At 59.7% G+C, this 18497-nt stretch carries 12 protein-coding genes; 9 read left to right on the top strand and 3 right to left on the bottom strand.

Going from position 1 to position 18497, the window contains the following annotated elements; translation table 11 throughout:
* Nucleotides 1-124: 124 nt before the first annotated feature.
* The 3 genes from recC to recD are packed head-to-tail and all read left to right on the top strand — an operon-like array spanning nucleotide 125 to nucleotide 9347.
* Nucleotides 125-3577 carry an exodeoxyribonuclease V subunit gamma gene (gene recC / locus F8N12_RS11695; RefSeq protein WP_150580575.1) on the top strand — a complete coding sequence of 1151 codons (3453 nt, stop codon included), beginning with the start codon at nucleotides 125-127 and terminating at the stop codon, nucleotides 3575-3577.
* Nucleotides 3574-7266, top strand: coding sequence for an exodeoxyribonuclease V subunit beta (recB, locus tag F8N12_RS11690; RefSeq protein ID WP_150580574.1), 3693 nt, complete (start codon nucleotides 3574-3576; stop codon nucleotides 7264-7266). Before recC ends, recB begins: the two co-directional genes overlap by 4 nt.
* The gene (recD, locus tag F8N12_RS11685; protein WP_150580573.1) at nucleotides 7263-9347 is read left to right on the top strand and encodes an exodeoxyribonuclease V subunit alpha; all 2085 of its coding nucleotides are present in this window, start codon (nucleotides 7263-7265) and stop codon (nucleotides 9345-9347) included. Before recB ends, recD begins: the two co-directional genes overlap by 4 nt.
* Here the strand turns inward: recD and F8N12_RS11680 are convergent.
* Nucleotides 9344-10291, bottom strand: a complete 948-nt coding sequence (locus tag F8N12_RS11680) for a LysR family transcriptional regulator (protein WP_150580572.1) — start codon at nucleotides 10289-10291, stop codon at nucleotides 9344-9346. The genes recD and F8N12_RS11680 overlap by 4 nt on opposite strands.
* Before the next feature lie 162 nt (nucleotides 10292-10453).
* Between F8N12_RS11680 and F8N12_RS11675 the strand changes: the two genes are divergently transcribed.
* Together F8N12_RS11675 and mmsB are read left to right on the top strand one after the other, a co-directional pair.
* Nucleotides 10454-11980, top strand: a complete 1527-nt coding sequence (locus tag F8N12_RS11675; RefSeq protein ID WP_150580571.1) for a CoA-acylating methylmalonate-semialdehyde dehydrogenase — start codon at nucleotides 10454-10456, stop codon at nucleotides 11978-11980.
* A gap of 10 nt (nucleotides 11981-11990) precedes the next feature.
* Nucleotides 11991-12878: a 3-hydroxyisobutyrate dehydrogenase gene (mmsB, locus tag F8N12_RS11670; RefSeq protein ID WP_150580570.1), complete on the top strand. Its 888-nt coding sequence runs from the start codon at nucleotides 11991-11993 to the stop codon at nucleotides 12876-12878.
* A gap of 405 nt (nucleotides 12879-13283) precedes the next feature.
* Here mmsB and F8N12_RS11665 read toward each other — a convergent pair whose 3' ends face one another.
* Nucleotides 13284-13628 carry a cupin domain-containing protein gene (locus F8N12_RS11665; RefSeq protein ID WP_028624747.1) on the bottom strand — a complete coding sequence of 115 codons (345 nt, stop codon included), beginning with the start codon at nucleotides 13626-13628 and terminating at the stop codon, nucleotides 13284-13286.
* Nucleotides 13629-13689: 61 nt separating this feature from the next.
* Nucleotides 13690-14616, bottom strand: coding sequence for a LysR substrate-binding domain-containing protein (locus F8N12_RS11660; protein ID WP_150580569.1), 927 nt, complete (start codon nucleotides 14614-14616; stop codon nucleotides 13690-13692).
* A gap of 132 nt (nucleotides 14617-14748) precedes the next feature.
* On the opposite strand from F8N12_RS11660, the gene F8N12_RS11655 reads away from it, so the two are divergent.
* The 4 genes from F8N12_RS11655 to F8N12_RS11640 all read left to right on the top strand — a co-directional run bounded on the left by F8N12_RS11655 (nucleotide 14749) and on the right by F8N12_RS11640 (nucleotide 18328).
* Nucleotides 14749-15513, top strand: coding sequence for a sulfite exporter TauE/SafE family protein (locus F8N12_RS11655; RefSeq protein WP_150580568.1), 765 nt, complete (start codon nucleotides 14749-14751; stop codon nucleotides 15511-15513).
* A 165-nt stretch (nucleotides 15514-15678) separates the two neighbouring features.
* Entirely contained in the window at nucleotides 15679-16269 is a 591-nt protein-coding gene (locus tag F8N12_RS11650) for an NAD(P)H-dependent oxidoreductase (protein WP_150580567.1), read from the top strand.
* A 150-nt stretch (nucleotides 16270-16419) separates the two neighbouring features.
* Nucleotides 16420-17331 carry a LysR family transcriptional regulator gene (locus tag F8N12_RS11645; RefSeq protein WP_150580566.1) on the top strand — a complete coding sequence of 304 codons (912 nt, stop codon included), beginning with the start codon at nucleotides 16420-16422 and terminating at the stop codon, nucleotides 17329-17331.
* A gap of 103 nt (nucleotides 17332-17434) precedes the next feature.
* The gene (locus tag F8N12_RS11640) at nucleotides 17435-18328 is read left to right on the top strand and encodes an NAD-dependent epimerase/dehydratase family protein (RefSeq protein WP_150580565.1); all 894 of its coding nucleotides are present in this window, start codon (nucleotides 17435-17437) and stop codon (nucleotides 18326-18328) included.
* The last annotated feature ends 169 nt before the right edge of the window (nucleotides 18329-18497 follow it).

Genomic DNA, 18497 nt, shown 5'->3' with positions numbered 1-18497 from the left:
GTAGGGGTTTTGTTTTGCCCGCAGGAAAGTTCGTACAGCATCTTCGGACAGCGTTTGGCTGTCTTGGACGTCCGACAATGCTAAGGTCTGGCCCTAGCTTTTGATATTTTCCAAGGAAGCCTTTATGCCGGACGCAACGTCCCTCAATGCTGGTTTTATGGTGGTTCACGGTAACCGCCTGGACGAGTTGCGCAGCCTGGTGGTCAGCTGGATGCGGCGCTACCCTCTGGCTCCCTTGGAAAACGAAATTGCTCTGGTACAGAGCAACGGTATCGCGCAATGGCTGAAGCTGGCGCTCGCGGAAGATCCTGAGGAAGACGATACGGGCGGATGCGGCATTGCCGCAGCCATTGACGTGCAGCTGCCGGGCAGCTTCATGTGGCAGTTGTACCGCATGGTGCTGGGTCGAAATGAAATCCCGGTCAAATCCTTGCTTGATAAAGCCCCGCTGACCTGGCGCCTCATGCGTCTGCTGCCGCAGTTGATCAATCAACCGCACTTCGAACCCTTGCAACGCTTCCTTACGAATGACACCGATCTGCGTAAACGCTATCAGCTCGCCGAGCGCCTGGCTGACTTGTTCGACCAATATCAGGTCTACCGGGCTGACTGGCTCGAAGACTGGGCAGACGGTCGGCATCAATTACGTAGCGTTCGAGGGGAAGCCAAACCCCTTACCCCGGCGAATTGCTGGCAGGCGGAGTTGTGGCGTGCATTGTTGCTGGATGTCGGTGAACAAGGCATGGCGCAGAGTCGAGCGGGCGTCCATCAACGGTTTATCGAACGGATCAACAGCCTCGACGTTGCGCCCGATGGCCTACCTTCCAGAGTAATCGTTTTCGGCATTTCCTCACTGCCAGCCCAAGCCTTGGAAGCCTTGGCGGGACTGGCACGCTTCAGTCAGGTCTTGCTCTGTGTGCATAACCCGTGTCGCCATCATTGGGCAGACATCGTCGCCGATAAAGACCTGCTAAGGCATCAATACAAACGGCAGGCGCGCAAGAGCGGCATGCCAGTCGTGCTCGACCCGCAAACACTGCATCAGCATGCTCACCCACTCCTCGCCGCGTGGGGTAAGCAAGGGCGGGACTACATCAACCTGCTGGATAGCTATGACGATCCGAACAGCTATCGCGCTGCCTTCCGCGACGGGCGCATCGACCTGTTCAGTGATAGCCAGCCGCAGAGCATGCTCAATGAACTGCAGGACGATATTCTGGAACTGCGCCCATTAAGTGAAACCCGTGAGCATTGGCCTGCAGTCGATGTAAAGAAAGACACATCCATTCGTTTTCACATCGCCCACAGTGCCCAGCGAGAAGTTGAAATACTCCACGACCAGTTGCTCGCACGCTTTAGTGCCGATCCTGATTTGCGACCTCGCGACATCATTGTGATGGTCCCGGATATCGACAGTTACGCACCGCATATTCGCGCCGTATTCGGTCAGATGGAGCGACAGGATCCCCGCTTCATTCCGTTCACCCTTACCGACCAAGGTCAGCGCGGTCGAGATCCGCTGCTGATTGCGGTCGAACATCTGCTCAAACTTCCCGACAGTCGTTTTCCCGTCAGCGAGATCCTCGATTTGCTGGATGTCGCCGCATTGCGCGCGCGCTTTGGAGTCGAGGAGCGCGACCTTCCGACTTTACATCGCTGGATCGAAGGTGCGGGTATCCGCTGGGGCATGAACGCCGAGCAGCGAGCGGGTCTGGGCCTGCCACCGCAACTGGAACAAAACAGCTGGCGTTTCGGGTTGCGCCGGATGTTGCTCGGCTATGCCGTCGGCAGCGCCAGTGCTTGTGAAGGAATTGAGCCCTACGATGAGATTGGTGGTCTTGATGCGGCACTGATCGGGCCTCTCGTCGCGCTACTGGATACGCTGGAAGTTGCTCATCAGGAACTGTCTCATCCGGCAACCCCGAAACAATGGGGCATACGGCTGCAAGCCTTGGTGCAGCTGTTCTTCCAGGCCAGTAACGAACATGACGACTATGTACTGGCTCAGCTTGAAGAGTTGCGAGAGACCTGGCTGGACACCTGCGAGTCCGTCGGTTTGCACGATGAATTGCCGCTGACAGTGGTTCGCGAGGCCTGGCTGGCCGGTCTCGATCAAGGGCGGTTATCCCAACGCTTTCTGGCAGGCTCGGTCAACTTCTGCACCTTGATGCCCATGCGCGCAATCCCGTTCAAACTGGTGTGCCTGCTGGGCATGAACGATGGCGATTACCCGCGTGCGCAGCCACCGCTGGACTTCGACCTGATGGGCAGCGATTACCGTCCCGGTGATCGTTCCCGGCGCGAAGATGACCGTTATTTGCTGCTCGAGGCGTTGCTTTCAGCTCGAGATCAGCTGTACATCAGTTGGATCGGGCGCAGCATTCGGGACAACAGCGAGCGCCCGGCTTCAGTATTGATCGGCCAGTTGCGCGACCATCTTGCCAGCGGCTGGCGACTCTCCGGTACCGACGAAAACCTGCTTGAAGCGTTGACCCAGGAACATCCACTGCAACCCTTCAGCGCCCGCTATTTCCATGAAGGCGATCCGCTCTTCAGCTACGCCACTGAATGGCAGGTGCTCCATCAAGCCGATACAGCAAACAATGCTAGCGAATGGCTTGACGACTATATCCAGGAAGAACCTTTAAGCCTGGGACAGTTGCAGGATTTTCTGCGCAATCCGGTCAGACATTTTTTCAGTCAGCGCCTCAAGGTGTTTTTCGAAGCGACTGAAGTACCTCTCCCCGACGAAGAGCCGTTCGTACTGGACGCACTCCAGCGCTATAACCTCAGCGACAGTTTGCTCGAGGCCGCGATGGGCCAGCTGGATCGGGTCGATCACGCGCTCGAAGCGCAGGCCAGACGTCTGCAAAACAGTGGCTTGCTACCCTTGGCCGGATTTGGTGATTACATTCAGCGGGAGCTGATCGAACCGTTGCCGGACCTGTTGCAACGTTACAACCAGATCCTTGCGTTGTGGCCAACACCGCTCAGCAGTGCACTGCCTGTAAGCCTGGAGTCGCAAGGTCTACGTCTTGAAGGCTGGCTGAGTGGCCTGCATCAACGGGCTGACGGTGGCTTGTTGTCACTGACCACCATTCCCAACAGCATCGGCTCGATCAAATCGCGAAAATGGCATCGCCTCACGCGACCTTGGGTCAATCACTTGGTGGCCTGCGCCAGCGGGATGGCGATGACCACTGCCTTGGTGGCAAGTGACGATACACTGCTGCTGGAACCGATGGACGAAACAACCGCACTGAGCACGCTGGGCGATCTGTTGATGGCCTGGCGCTCAGGCATGCGCCTGCCGTTGCCCATTGCCGTCAAAACTGCGTTCGCCTGGCTCGCTCATACAGATCCAGCAAAAGCCGACGCCGCTGCCCGCAAAGCTTATGAAGGCGACGGTCAAACCAGCGAAGGCGAGCGTCGCGAAAGCCCTGCGCTTCTCCGACAATTCGTCGATTACGACGCACTGATTGCCGATGAAACCTTCCCTGACTGGTGCAACGCTTTGTACAAACCGATGTTTGAGGCTCGATGGCGATCACTGGCCAGCGAGGAGGCGCGGTCATGACTAAAAAAACGCCTCTGGCCCTGGCTTTCCCGTTGCGCGGCAGTCAACTGATCGAAGCCAGCGCCGGGACTGGCAAGACGTTTACCATATCTGCGCTTTACCTTCGTCTCGTACTCGGCCACGGCGGAGCTATCAGCGGGTTCGGCCGTGAATTATTGCCGCCGCAAATCCTCGTCGTGACCTTCACTGACGCGGCGACCAAAGAGTTGCGCGAGCGTATTCGCACGCGCCTTGCAGAGGCCGCGCGGTACTTCCGCGATGAAACGCCCGCACCGGATGCACTCATTGCCGATTTGCGTGAGGAGTACCTTCCCGAGCAATGGTCCGGCTGTGCCAATCGCCTGGACATCGCAGCACAATGGATGGACGAAGCAGCTGTCTCGACCATCCACAGTTGGTGTCAGCGGATGTTGCGCGAACACGCCTTCGACAGTGGCAGCCTGTTCACCCAGTCGCTGGAAACCGATCACAGCGACTTGCTGGGCGAAGTCCTGCGTGATTATTGGCGACTTCATTGCTACCCGATGCAGGGCGATGCGTTGAATTGGGTTCGCACCAACTGGGGCGGGCCGGCAGCATTACTGCCGCGGGTACGTGGTTTGTTCGCCAGCCAGCGCGACAGTATTGAAGGTAAAGGTCCGGTTGATCTGATCACCGAATCTCTGCTGGAACGTAGCACTGCTTTGCTCGAACTCAAGATGCCATGGCGGCAGTGGGCTGACGAACTGCTCGCGATCTGTTACGCAGGCGTCGAAAGCAAAAGTGTCGATGGCCGCAAGATGCAGGCGCGTTATTTCGAACCCTGGTTCGAAAAAATGAAAGCCTGGGCTGAAGATGAATCCATCGAGGTGCTGGACATCGGTACCGGTTTCATTCGGCTGACGCCCGACGGAATGGCCGAAGCCTGGAAAAAAGGCGACGTGCCCAATCACCCCGGACTGGATGCGATGTCCGGGCTCAAGGCCAGCCTTGAAGGCTTGCCAAGCCCTGACGCGGCGGTGCTGGAGCACGCGGCACGCTGGGTAGGCGCGCGCTTCGAAGAAGAAAAGCGTCGCCGCGCAGAAATGGGTTTCGATGACATGCTGTTGCGCCTCGATGCCGCACTGCAGTCCGAAGGCGGCGAGCGCTTGGCTACCTTGATTCGCGACCAGTTTCCAGTGGCGCTGATCGACGAGTTTCAGGACACCGATCCGGTGCAGTATCGGATCTTCGAAACCATCTATCGCATCGAAGACAACAATCCTGAGAGCGGCCTGTTCCTTATCGGTGATCCGAAACAGGCCATCTACGCTTTTCGTGGCGCCGACATTCATACCTACTTGCGCGCCCGTCTGGCGACTACAGGTCGACTGCACACGCTGGGCACCAACTTCCGTTCCAGCCACGGCATGGTCAGCGCGGTGAACCATGTTTTCCAGCGGGCCGAATTGCGCGAGTCCGGCCGGGGCGCCTTTCTGTTTCGGGAAAAGACAGGCGAAAACCCTGTGCCTTTTTTGCCGGTCGGGTCTCAGGGGCGCAAAGAGTTTTTGAGCGTCGACGGTCAGTTGCCCCCCGCTCTGAACATCTGGCATTTGTCCGCTGATCAACCATTGTCCGGTGCCGGTTACCGGCAGCAGATGGCCGCGGCGTGCGCCAGTCAAATCACCGCGTTGCTCAACGGTGGTCAGCAGGGGACTGCAGGGTTCATGCAGGAGGGCAAAGACTTCAAAGGTCTGTTGCCGGCGGATATCGCCATTCTGGTGCGCGATGGTAAAGAGGCTCAGGCCGTCCGCGCAGAGCTGTCCGATCGTGGTGTACGCAGCGTTTATTTGTCGGACAAGGACTCGGTGTTCGCCGCTCAGGAAGCTCACGACTTGCTGGTCTGGCTCAAGGCCTGTGCAGAACCGGATATCGAGCGGACATTAAGGGCCGCTCTTGCGTGCATCACTCTTGATCTGTCGCTGGCGGAACTGGAGCGTCTCAATCAGGACGAATTGGCCTGGGAAGCGCGGGTCATGCAATTCCGGGGGTATCGCGAACTCTGGCGCAAGCAGGGCGTGCTGCCAATGCTGCGACGCTTGCTGCATGACTTCCGCTTACCGCAGACATTGGTCGCCCGCAGCGATGGCGAACGGGTTCTTACCAATTTGTTGCACCTGTCCGAGTTGTTGCAACAGGCAGCCGCCGAGCTTGATGGTGAGCAGGCACTGATCCGCTATTTCTCCGAGCATCTGGCCTTGTCCGGGCAGGCGGGTGAGGAGCAGATCCTGCGCCTGGAAAGTGATGAGCAACTGGTCAAGGTTGTGACTATTCACAAATCCAAAGGGCTCGAATATCCCCTGGTGTTTCTGCCGTTTATTTGTTCGGCCAAGCCAGTGGACGGCAGCCGTTTGCCGCTGCATTACCATGATGAAAACGGCAAGCCGCAGATGACCCTCAAGCCCACGCCGGAGCTCATTGCGCTGGCGGATGATGAGCGGTTGGCCGAGGATCTGCGCTTGCTCTACGTCGCGCTCACTCGCGCGCAGCATGCCTGTTGGCTGGGTGTCACTGATCTGAAACGGGGCAATAACAACAGTTCGGTGCTGCACCTCTCGGCCTTGGGGTATTTGCTCGGCGGTGGCGCGCCGCTGGCCGAGTCGGCAGGTTTGAAGCGCTGGCTTGAAGATTTGCAGCAGGACTGTCCGGCGCTTGTTTACGCCGAGATGCTCGAGCCGACGGCCGAGCAGTACCATCCGCCACCCAACAATGCGCGGTTACTCGCGCCGCTGGTTCCCAGTCGCAAGGCTAGCGAGAACTGGTGGATTGCCTCCTACAGCGCCTTGCGAATCGGCGACAGTCTGAGCGTGGGCAGTGACGAAGCGCCGGAGAGTCCGCAAGCGCAAAAGCTGTTCGATGATGAGCGCCTCGATCCTGAAGCGCCGCGAGAAATTATCAGCGGAGGTGCCGATATTCATCGGTTCCCGCGCGGTCCCGGCCCGGGTACTTTCCTTCATGGTCTATTGGAATGGGCCGGTGACGAAGGTTTCACGGCAACGCCTCAAGCCATAGAAGACGCCATCGCTCGTCGTTGCAATCGCCGTGGTTGGGAAGGCTGGATCTCGACATTGAGCGACTGGCTGCAACACCTGCTGAAATCGCCGCTGCCGGTTGGTGCCGATCAAGCGCCGGTGATTCTCGAGGGATTGAGCCAGTATCGTGTCGAGATGGAGTTCTGGTTCGCCAGCCATAAAGTCGATGTGCTGGAACTCGACGAGCTGGTCTGTCAGCACACTCACAACGGCGTTGCTCGAGTGGCAGCAGAGCCGGTGCTGCTCAATGGCATGTTCAAAGGTTTCATCGACCTGACCTTCGAACATGATGGCCGTTACTACGTCGCAGACTACAAATCCAACTGGCTGGGTGTCGACGACATGGCATATACCGAGCAAGCCATGGAGCAATCGATTCTGGATAATCGTTACGACCTGCAATACGTGCTGTATCTGCTGGCACTGCACCGCCAACTGAAAGCGCGCCTTGCCGATTACGATTACGAACGGCATGTGGGCGGTGCGGTGTACCTGTTCCTGCGCGGTACGCGTGCGCAGAGCCAGGGTGTGTATTTTGCCCGTCCGCCAAAAGAGTTGATCGAGCGTCTGGATCGTCTGTTCCAGGGTAAGCCGGTACTCAAAGCCGAACCTGCGTGGGTTCAGGGAGAACTGCTGTGACTCGCACATTCGCCGATTTGTTGCCGGTGCCATTGGCTGCCGAAAGCCTGGCGAGCCTGGCGCCGCTGAGCCGCGCCGATGATCTGCTCAAGTTGCTCACGCGCTGGGTCGAGCGTGGCTGGCTGCGGGCGCTGGACAAAGCCTTCGTGGCTTTTCTGCACGAGCTGGCGCCGGATGACGATCCATTGGTGTTGCTCGCCGCGGCGTTGACCAGCCACCAGTTGGGCCATGGTCACGTGTGCCTGGACGTGCTCGAAACGCTCAAGGAGCCTGACTTCGCTCTGTCTTTGCCGCCGGAGGGTGACGTGCAGGGGAGCGCGATGCTGCTGCCTTCGCAATTGCTGGAGGCACTCGACGGCACCCACTGGTGCAAAGTGCTGGCGTCAAGCAGCCTGGTTGCATCGGCGGGCGATGCCGGCGAAACCGCGCAGCAGCGCCCCTTGGTGCTTTCCGGAACACGCTTGTACCTGCGCCGCTATTGGACCTATGAGCGGCGGATAGACCTGGCGTTGCGCTTGCGCCTGGCTGAGCACGAAAGCATGCCGGCTGATCTCCCGGAACGCCTCACCGCTCTGTTCGGAGCTGCACGGCATGGCGAGGTGATCGATTGGCAAAAACTCGCCTGTGCCTTGGCGACTCGCAGTGCATTCAGCATTGTCACTGGCGGCCCGGGCACCGGCAAAACCACCACGGTCGTGCGCTTGCTGGCGTTGCTGCAAGCGCCCGCAGTCGAAGCCGGCAAACCGCTGCGCATCCGTCTCGCCGCGCCCACCGGCAAAGCTGCGGCGCGGCTGACCGAGTCCATCAGTCAGCAAGTGCGCACGCTGGACGTCGATGAAGCCGTGCGCAGCAAAATCCCTTCCGATGTCACCACTGTGCACCGTCTGCTCGGCAGTCGCCCCGGTACCCGACATTTTCGCCATCACGCTGGCAACCGCCTGCCGCTGGACGTTCTGGTGGTGGACGAAGCCTCGATGATTGACCTGGAGATGATGGCCAACCTGCTCGACGCCATGCCCGCCCATGCTCGACTGGTGCTGCTCGGTGACAAGGATCAGTTGGCATCGGTCGAGGCCGGTGCCGTGCTGGGTGATCTGTGCCGTGATGCCGAAGCCGGTTGGTACACCCCGCAAACCCGCGAGTGGCTGGAGACAGTCAGTGGTGAAAACCTTACGGGCAGCGATTTGCAGGAGGATCTCGATGGCGCGCATCCACTGGCTCAGCAGGTCGTCATGCTGCGCCATTCACGCCGCTTCGGAGAGGGCAGCGGAATCGGTCAACTGGCTCGACGGGTGAACAACCAGCAGGCGGAGCAAGCGCGCCAGTTGCTGCAGGCAGGGAATCACGCCGATGTGTTTTCCCTGCACCTGAAAGGTGAGCACGACCGAATGCTGGAGCGTTTGCTGCTCGAAGGCCATGGTGAGGGGCCGCAAGGTTATCGCCATTACCTGAGCCTGCTGCGCAGCCAGCGGCCAGCGCTCGACAGTCCACTGGAAGACCCGCGCTGGACCGTTTGGGCGCAGCAAGTGTTGCAGGCATTCGATGCCTTCCAGTTGCTCTGCGCTGTGCGCAAGGGACCGTGGGGCGTCGAAGGCCTGAATCAACGCGTGACCGAGGCGCTGCTCAAGGCCCGATTGATCGACAGTAATCAGCAATGGTACGAAGGTCGGCCGGTGCTGATGACCCGCAACGATTATGGTTTGGGCCTGATGAACGGCGACATCGGCATCGCCCTGAAACTGCCCGAGCGCGAGGGCCCGGAAGCCGGGCGGCAGGTATTGCGCGTTGCATTTCCGCGTAACGACGGCCAGGGCGGCGTGCGCTTTGTATTGCCGAGCCGGCTCAATGATGTTGAAACCGTCTACGCAATGACGGTGCACAAATCCCAGGGCTCGGAGTTCGCTCACACCGCGCTGATTTTGCCCGATGCCCTGAATCCTGTGCTCACCAAGGAGCTGATCTACACCGGCATTACCCGGGCCAAGCACGGGTTCACCTTGATCGAGCCACGCACCGGCGTATTCGAAGAGGCAGTGCGGCGCAAGGTCAAGCGCTTGAGCGGTTTGATGCTGGAATACTAATCGGCAAACAGCATCTGGCGATCCTGTCCCATCAACAAACCTTGATTCTGCTCAGTCACCCTACGGATGTAATCCCACAACAGGGTAATCCGCTTGAGCTTCCTCAGGTCCTCGCGGCAGTACATCCAGAACTGCCGCGTGATATTCACCTCTTCCGGCAACACCGGCAGCAACCTTGGATCCTGAGCCGCCAAAAAGCACGGCAGAATCGCCAGCGACCGCCCCTGCTGCGCCGCCACGAATTGCGCGATCACACTGGTGCTGCGCAGGTTGGCGCTGGCGCCGGGCAGCACGTTTGCCAGATACAGCAGCTCCGAGCTGAAGGCCAGATCATCGACGTAACTGATGAAGGAATGTTTGGCCAGATCTGCCGGGCGGCGAATGGGTGGATGTTTGTCGAGATAGTCCTGGGTCGCATACAGCTGCAATCGGTAGTCACACAGTTTGCAGCAGACGTACGGGCCATGTTCCGGACGCTCCAGGGCAATGACGATGTCTGCCTCGCGTTTGGACAGGCTGATGAAGTGCGGCAGCGGCAGGATGTCCACCGAAATGGCCGGGTAGGTGTCGACGAAATGGCTGAGTTGCGGAGTGATGAAAAAACTGCCGAAACCTTCCGTGCAGCCCATCCGCACATGCCCGGACAACGCGACGCCGGAACCTGATACCTGCTCGCAAGCCATGTGCAGCGTGCTTTCGATCGATTCGGCATAGCCCAGCAATCGCTGGCCCTCGGCAGTCAGGACAAAACCGCTGGTCCGGGATTTTTCGAACAGCAGCGTACCCAGAGCACTTTCCAGCGAACTGATGCGCCGTGACACGGTGGTGTAATCCACCGCGAGTCGTTTGGCCGCAGTGCTGGCCTTGCGGGTGCGGGCGACTTCGAGAAAAAACTTGAGGTCATCCCAGTTAAGGGCGCCCAGGGACGTGATGTTTTTTTGCATGTTGGACCGGCTTTAATGTGCGTTCTTATTAGAAGTTTGCACATCTATACTCCAAAAACAGTCCGACAACCAACTCGCGACGCATGCCTTATCGCAGGGCGATTTTCTCGCCTACGCCACCCTACAGTTCTCTCGATAAAAACAACGTCCAGGAGACCAGACATGAACGTATCGCTCACGCCAAACGAAACCACCGTTCAGCAGGTAAAGCTGTTGATCAACGGTGAATGGGTCGAGTCGCAAACCACCGAGTGGCATGACATCGTCAACCCGGCGACCCAGCAAGTGCTGGCGAAGGTGCCTTTCGCCACTGCGCAGGAAGTGGATGCCGCCATCAGCGCCGCGCATCAAGCCTTCCAGACCTGGAAGCTGACACCGATCGGCGCGCGGATGCGCATCATGCTCAAGCTGCAGGCGTTGATCCGCGAACATTCCAAACGCATTGCCGTGGTGCTCAGCAATGAGCAAGGCAAAACCATTGCCGATGCTGAAGGCGATATTTTCCGTGGTCTGGAAGTGGTCGAGCATGCGTGCTCGATCGGCACCCTGCAGATGGGCGAATTCGCCGAGAATGTGGCGGGCGGCGTCGACACCTACACCTTGCGCCAGCCCATCGGCGTCTGTGCCGGTATCACTCCATTCAACTTCCCGGCAATGATTCCGCTGTGGATGTTTCCGATGGCCATCGCCTGCGGCAACACCTTTGTACTCAAGCCGTCCGAGCAGGACCCGCTGTCGACCATGTTGCTGGTCGAACTGGCGCTTGAGGCCGGCGTTCCTGCTGGCGTGCTTAACGTCGTTCATGGCGGCAAGGACGTGGTGGATGCGCTCTGCACGCATAAGGACATCAAGGCTGTTTCGTTCGTGGGCTCGACCGCCGTCGGCACGCATGTGTACGACTTGGCCGGCAAACATGGCAAGCGCGTGCAGTCGATGATGGGCGCAAAAAACCATGCGGTGGTGCTGCCCGATGCCAATCGCGAACAAGCGTTGAATGCGCTGGTCGGCGCCGGTTTCGGTGCCGCCGGGCAACGCTGCATGGCGACCTCGGTGGTGGTGTTGGTAGGCGCGGCCAAGCAGTGGCTGCCGGACCTGAAGGCGCTGGCGCAGAAACTCAAGGTGAACGCTGGCAGCGAGCCGGGCACCGACGTCGGGCCGGTGATTTCCAAACGCGCCAAGGCACGGATTCTCGACCTGATCGAAAGCGGCATCAAGGAAGGCGCGAAGCTGGAACTCGATGGTCGCAACATCTCGGTTGCAGGCTACGAACAGGGCAATTTTGTCGGTCCGACGCTGTTCTCCGGCGTGACCACCGACATGCAGATCTACACTCAGGAAATTTTCGGCCCGGTATTGGTCGTACTGGAAGTCAACACGCTCGACGAGGCGATCGCACTGGTCAACGCCAATCCTTTTGGCAATGGCACTGGCCTGTTCACCCAGAGCGGTGCGGCGGCTCGTAAGTTTCAGACTGAAATCGATGTCGGTCAGGTGGGCATCAACATCCCGATCCCGGTGCCGGTGCCGTTCTTCAGCTTCACCGGTTCGCGCGGCTCCAAGCTTGGCGATCTCGGCCCGTATGGCAAGCAAGTGGTGCAGTTCTACACGCAGACCAAGACAGTCACCAGTCGCTGGTTCGATGACGACAGCGTCAATGACGGTGTGAACACCACCATCAACTTGCGTTAAGGAGCCGGACATGAAGATCGCTTTTATCGGCTTGGGCAACATGGGCGCGCCGATGGCGCGCAACCTGATCAAGGCCGGCCATTCGCTGAGTCTGGTCGATCTGAACAAGACCGTGCTGGCTGAACTGGAACAACTGGGTGGCAGCATCAGCCCGTCGGCCCGTGAAGCGGCACAAGGCGCGGAACTGGTGATCACCATGCTCCCCGCTGCCGTGCATGTGCGCAGCGTCTGGCTGGGTGAAGACGGCGTGCTGGCGGGGATTGCGCCGGGCGTGCCGGCGGTGGATTGCAGCACCATCGATCCGCAGACGGCACGCGACGTCGCTGCTGCCGCTGCCAAACAGGGCGTGACGGTGGCCGATGCGCCGGTGTCCGGTGGCACCGGTGGTGCGGCGGCCGGGACGTTGACCTTCATGGTCGGCGCGACGCCAGAACTGTTCGCCACCCTGCAACCCGTGCTGGCGCAGATGGGCCGCAACATTGTTCACTGTGGCGAAGTCGGCACCGGGCAAATCGCCAAGATCTGCAACAACCTGCTTTTGGGCATATCCATGGTCGGCGTCAGTGAGGCGATGGCGCTGGGCGATGCGCTCGGGATCGACACCAAGGTGCTGGCGGGCATCATCAACAGCTCTACCGGACGTTGCTGGAGTTCGGAGATGTACAACCCGTGGCCGGGCATTGTCGAAACGGCGCCGGCCTCGCGCGGATACACCGGCGGTTTCGGTGCCGATCTGATGCTCAAGGATCTCGGCCTGGCGACCGAGGCGGCGCGTCAGGCGCATCAACCGGTGGTGCTTGGCGCGGTGGCGCAGCAGCTGTATCAGGCGATGAGTCAGCGCGGAGAGGGGGGGCAGGACTTCTCGGCGATCATCAACGGTTATCGCAAGCCCCAGTAAGGCGTTCAACCGGGATTGCGACGAAGGGGCCTGCCTATGGCGAAGAGACTTGCCCTGGTGATGGAGCTGCCTGTGGCAAGGGGGCTTGCCTGTGGCGAGAGGGCTTGCCTGTGGCAAGGGGGCTTGCCTGTGGCGAGGGGGGGCTTGCCTGTGCCAAGGGGGCTTGACTGTGGCGAGAGGGCTTGCCTGTGGCGAGAGGGCTTGCCTGTGGCGAGGGGGCTTGCCTGTGGCAAGGGGGCTTGCCTGTGCCAAGGGGGCTTGCCTGTGGCGAGGGGGCTTGCCCCCGTTGGAGTGCGCAGCACTCCCCCCATTTTCCTCACTCACCCCCCCCGCAAGCAGGTTTAACGGCCGCTTCGCCGCCTAACGGGGGTAAACCCCCTCGCCACAGGGCCCGTTTTTTTTGCCTCAGGCAAACACGAAATACTTACGCACCGTTTCCACCACTTCCCACGTGCCTTTCATGCCCGGCTCGACCACGAAGATGTCACCCGCGCGCAGGTGAATCGGCGCCATGCCTTCCGGCGTGATCACGCAGTAGCCTTCCTGAAAATGGCAATATTCCCACTTTACGTATTCCACATACCACTTGCCCGGCGTGCAAATCCAGGTACCCATGATCTTGCTGCCGTCTTCGCTGGTATAAGCGTTGAGGTTGACGGTGTGCGGATCGCCTTCGAGTTTTTCCCACTTGCAGGCGTCGAGGACGGGCAGTGGGTGAGTGTCGCGAAGAACGGTAATCGGTGCGGTCATGTGGACTCCGGGGCAGCAGGCTTGAGAACAGAGCTCGCACCCTATAGCGCCGGTACAGCCTTCAGTTGTCTGTGCTCGACATCGAGCTGTCCAGAAACGCGCATTTGCGCGGCGACTGCCTCAACGTTTGCAGCAGTGCTTTGGCGTACCCCGGCAGCGCAGCGAAATCACGGGCGCAGAGCAGAAGCTTGCGTTGCGCCCAAGGTTCGCGCAGTTCGTAGGTCTTGAGGGCGCTGGCGCTGCGCTCAAGCGCCGCAAGTGGCACGATGGACAGTCCAGCCCCACGAGCGACCATCCGCATGACGCCGTCGAAACCGTCGGCGCGAATGCGTATCCGCAGACGCGAACCAACGTGCAGCGCCTGTTCCTCGAGGTATACGGCCAAGGCGCTATGAGCGGCGAGGCCAACGTAATCGTGGGCGAGCGTCTCGCTGAACGTGGGAGGGCGGTCACCTGCGAGGGCATGTTCCGGGGGCATGATCAGTGCCAGCGGATCGTCCCGAAAGGGCAGGGTTTCAAGTGCGTGAGTGTCCACCGCATCAGAGACGATACCGAGGTCGGCCGTGCCTTGGCGCAAGGCGTGAGTGATGCGCTGGCTGGGCATTTCCTGCAGATCGATGTCGAGGTTGGGATGAGTGACCAGGAAGTCCGCCAAAATTTCCGGAAGGTACTCGGTGATTGCAGTGGTGTTGCATAACACGCGCACCTGGCCTTTTGCGCCGACTGCGTATTCAGCGAGCTCCTGCCGCAGGTGTTCGGCATCTTGCAGGAGAACGCGGGCGTGATGGGCCAGGGCCTTCCCGGCGGGAGTTGGTGTGACGCCACGACGGCCACGCAGCAGAAGGGCGACACCGAACGAGGCCTCCATCGCGCGGATTCGCGCACTGGCAGCGGCCAATGAAAGATGACTGCGAACGGCGCCGGCAGTGATGTTGCCGCTTTCCAGAATGTTCAGATAAAGGCGCAGGTCGGTCAGGTCGAAGTGCATCGTTTACAGTTCCGAGAGGTGTAATGTTTACATGGAGTAACATCATCCGCTTGTTCAGCCTCTATCCAAACAAGAGGCAGCCTGAGTATATGGCAGATTTTCACGCAGCCATCCCGGGCTAAGGATAGGCCCATGAATATCCTCTTCGGTTTTTATCACAACCTCGGTTTGACCCTGTCACTGCTGGTTGTTGCAACGTTCCTGCTCGCCGGCACGGTCAAAGGTGTGATCGGCCTAGGCCTGCCGACTGTCGCCATGGGCCTGCTCGGCCTGGCTATGGCGCCGTCGCAGGCTGCTGCTTTATTGATCATTCCCGCGACCGTGACCAACCTCTGGCAGCTGGCATTCGGCGGTCATCTGTCAGTTTTGGTGCGACGCCTGTGGCCGATGCTGCTGGCAATCTCTATCGGCACCGGCGCAGGCACGCTGTGGATCGCTATGGCCGACAGTCACTGGGTCGTGCGCGGATTGGGCGGCGCACTGCTGCTCTATGCGCTGAGCGGATTGTGTCTGCCGACCTTGCGCGTTGGCAGTCAGACAGAAATCTGGCTCGGGCCGATCTGCGGCGCCATCACCGGCATCATCACCTCGGCCACCGGTGTCTTCGTGATCCCGGCTGTCCCGTATTTGCAGGCACTCGGTTTGAGTAAGGACGAACTGGTGCAGGCGCTTGGCTTGTCATTCACGGTATCGACCCTCGCGCTCGCTGCCGGGCTGCTGTGGCACGGCTCGCTAGGTGGCGGCGAATTGAGCGCGTCACTGCTGGCGCTTGTCCCGGCCGTGCTCGGCATGTTGCTCGGCCAATGGCTGCGCCAGCGGATCAGCGCCGTGCTGTTCAGGCGTGTGTTTTTTATGGGTCTCGGGGCTCTTGGCGGTCACTTATTGATGAACGGATAGTGGGAGCCGGACTGCGCTCGGCTTTAACGAGGAGAGCTTACGGCAACAATCACTGGTCGATTCGTGCTTGCAGGTCAAATGAATTTTGTCGACTCAGGGCTTATTCCGCGCGAGGCAGGCCGTTAATCTGCCGCCATCCAAATTTCTGACCTTGCGAGCCTTCTCATGAAAAAAGTCCTGTTGCTCAATGGCGGTAAAAAATTCGCGCATTCCGACGGCCGCTACAACACCACTCTGCACGAGGCCGCACTGAGCGTGCTCGACCGCGGCGGTGTCGATGTGAAAGCCACGTATATCGACGAGGGCTACGACCTCGCCGAAGAAGTCGCCAAGTTCCTCTGGGCTGACGTGATCATCTATCAAATGCCGGGCTGGTGGATGGGCGCACCGTGGACCGTGAAAAAGTACCTTGATGAAGTCTTCACCGAAGGCCACGGCAGCCTCTACGCCAGCGATGGCCGGACCCGTTCCGATGCCTCGCAAAAATACGGCAGCGGCGGCCTGTTACACGGCAAGCAATACATGCTGTCGTTAACCTGGAACGCGCCGCAGCAAGCCTTCGATGACCCGACCGATTTCTTTGAAGCCAAAGGTGTGGACGCGGTGTACTTTCCGTTTCACAAGGCCAATGAATTCCTGGGCATGACTGGCTTGCCGACGTTCCTTTGCGTGGACGTAATGAAACGGCCGAACATAGAGGCTGATGTGGCGCGCTATGAGCAGCACCTGAGGGAGGTGTTTGGCCTTAACGCGTAACCCTCGGCTACTATTCGTCGCAACGGCCGGAAAGATCGCAGCCTGCGGCAGCTCCTACACGTGAACAGGCACAGTGCCAGCCATTGTAGGAGCTGCCGCAGGCTGCGATCTTTGCAATGCCCAGACGCCGATCAGCGAAAGAGAACACACGTGAAAGCCAGATCCGATGAGTTGCAGATTTTCGTCTGCGTAATTGAATGCGGATCGATTTCCGCCGCTGCCGAGCAGGTTGGGCAAACACCGTCGGCGGTCAGTCGCACGTTGTCGCGGCTGGAGGCGAAACTCGACACCACGCTGATCAACCGCACCACGCGACGCATGGACCTGACCGAGGAGGGCAAATACTTTTTCGAACACGCCAAGCTGATTCTCGATCAGATGGAAGAGCTCGAAGAGCGTCTGTCCTCGCGCCAGCAAACACCCTCCGGACGTCTGCGCATCAATGCCGCCGCACCGTTCATGCTGCACGCCATCGTGCCGTACATCGATGAGTTCCGTAGGCTCTATCCGGAGATTCAACTGGAGCTCAACAGCAACGACCTGATTATCGACCTGCTCGAGCAGAGCACCGATATCGCCATCCGCATCGGTGCGCTGGCCGACTCGACGCTGCACGCGCGGTCGCTGGGCTGCAGCCCGCTGCACATCGTTGCCAGCCCGGCGTACCTGGAACAACAGGGTACGCCGGCGCAAGTGGCCGATCTGGCCAACCATACCTTGCTGGGGTTCACCCACAATGAAGGGCTTAATCAATGGCCGCTGCGTCACGTGCACGGCGATCGCTGGCCGATTGAGGCGTCGATCAGCGCATCCAGCGGCGAAACCCTGAGGCATCTGGCGCTCGAAGGTCAGGGCATCGCCAGCCTGTCGCATTTCATGACCATCGAAGACATCCGTGCCGGCCGTTTGAAGGCAGTGCTGGCGGAGTTCAACAGTGGCTATCGGCAGCCGATCAACGCGGTGTACTACCGAAACTCGCAACTGGCCCTGCGCATTCAATGCTTCCTGGACTTCATCCAAGGCAAACTGGCTCGCTACGCGCTCGCTGACTTCGCCGGCTGATTCGTGACTTCTGCACAAGAGTGAATTGGGTCAGCGGGGATTTTTCGGCAGAGCTGGCTGCCGGATACTCATCGCATCACTTATCCACGCAGGGAGTTTCTCCATGAACGTATTCGTTACCGGTGCTGCAGGTTTCATCGGCGGCTCCATCGCCACTGGTCTGGCCCGCGCCGGCCATACAGTTACGGGCCTGGTGCGCAGCGTCGAACAAGCCGATGAACTGAGCGCGCTGGGCATCACTCCGGTGATCGGCACTCTTGACGACGGCGCACTATTGGCCGAACAGGCTCGCGCTGCGGACGCCGTGATCAATGCGGCCAGCAGCGACCATCGCGGCGCGGTTCAAGCGCTGCTGGATGCACTGCGCGGCTCGCATAAAGTGTTTCTGCACACCAGTGGGTCGAGCATCGTCGGCGATGCGTCGGGCGGCAAGTCCAGTGACGTCATTTATCACGAAGACAACCTGCCGGAGCCGACCGTCGACAAGGCTGATCGCGTGGCCATCGACAATCTGATTCTCGCCGCCGCGCAGGATGGCGTGAACTCGGCCGTCATCTGCAATACGTTGATTTACGGCCACAGCCTGGGCGTCAAGCGCGACAGCGTGCAGTTGCCGCGCTTGCTCAAACAGGCGCGCAAAAGCGGGACAGTGCGGCATGTCGGTACGGGTCGGAATATCTGGTCGAACGTGCACATTGAAGACGTGGTTGCCCTGTATCTGTTGGCGCTGAACAAGAACGTTCCTGGCACGTTCTACTTTGTTGAAAGTGGTGAGGCGTCGTTCATCGAGATGACCACCGCGATTGCCAAAGCGTTGAAGCTGGGTGCGCCACAGGACTGGCCGTTGCCAGAAGCCGAGGCCGAGTGGGGCTATGAAATGGCCAATTACGGTCTGGGCTCCAACAGCCGGGTGCGCGGGAAGCACGCGCGTGAATTACTCGGCTGGGCGCCGCAGCGGACGTCGGTGGTTGAATGGATTCGGGACGAGATGGTTTGAGTTCGCTGTAGACCGCGGTGCTGCCTTCGCGAGCAGGCTCACTCCTACAGTAGGTTTCTGTCGGGCACAAAAGTTGTGTTCATTGAAGACCTATTGTAGGAGTGAGTCTGCTCGCGAAGGCATTTTCTGATTCTCAGCAACTGGCCCCGCCAGCCTCAATTCCGTAACA

It is taken from the genome of Pseudomonas fluorescens (genome assembly GCF_902497625.1).
GTDB classification, from domain to species: Bacteria; Pseudomonadota; Gammaproteobacteria; order Pseudomonadales; family Pseudomonadaceae; genus Aquipseudomonas; species Aquipseudomonas fluorescens_BQ.
This window is presented reverse-complemented; position numbering and strand designations above follow the sequence as displayed.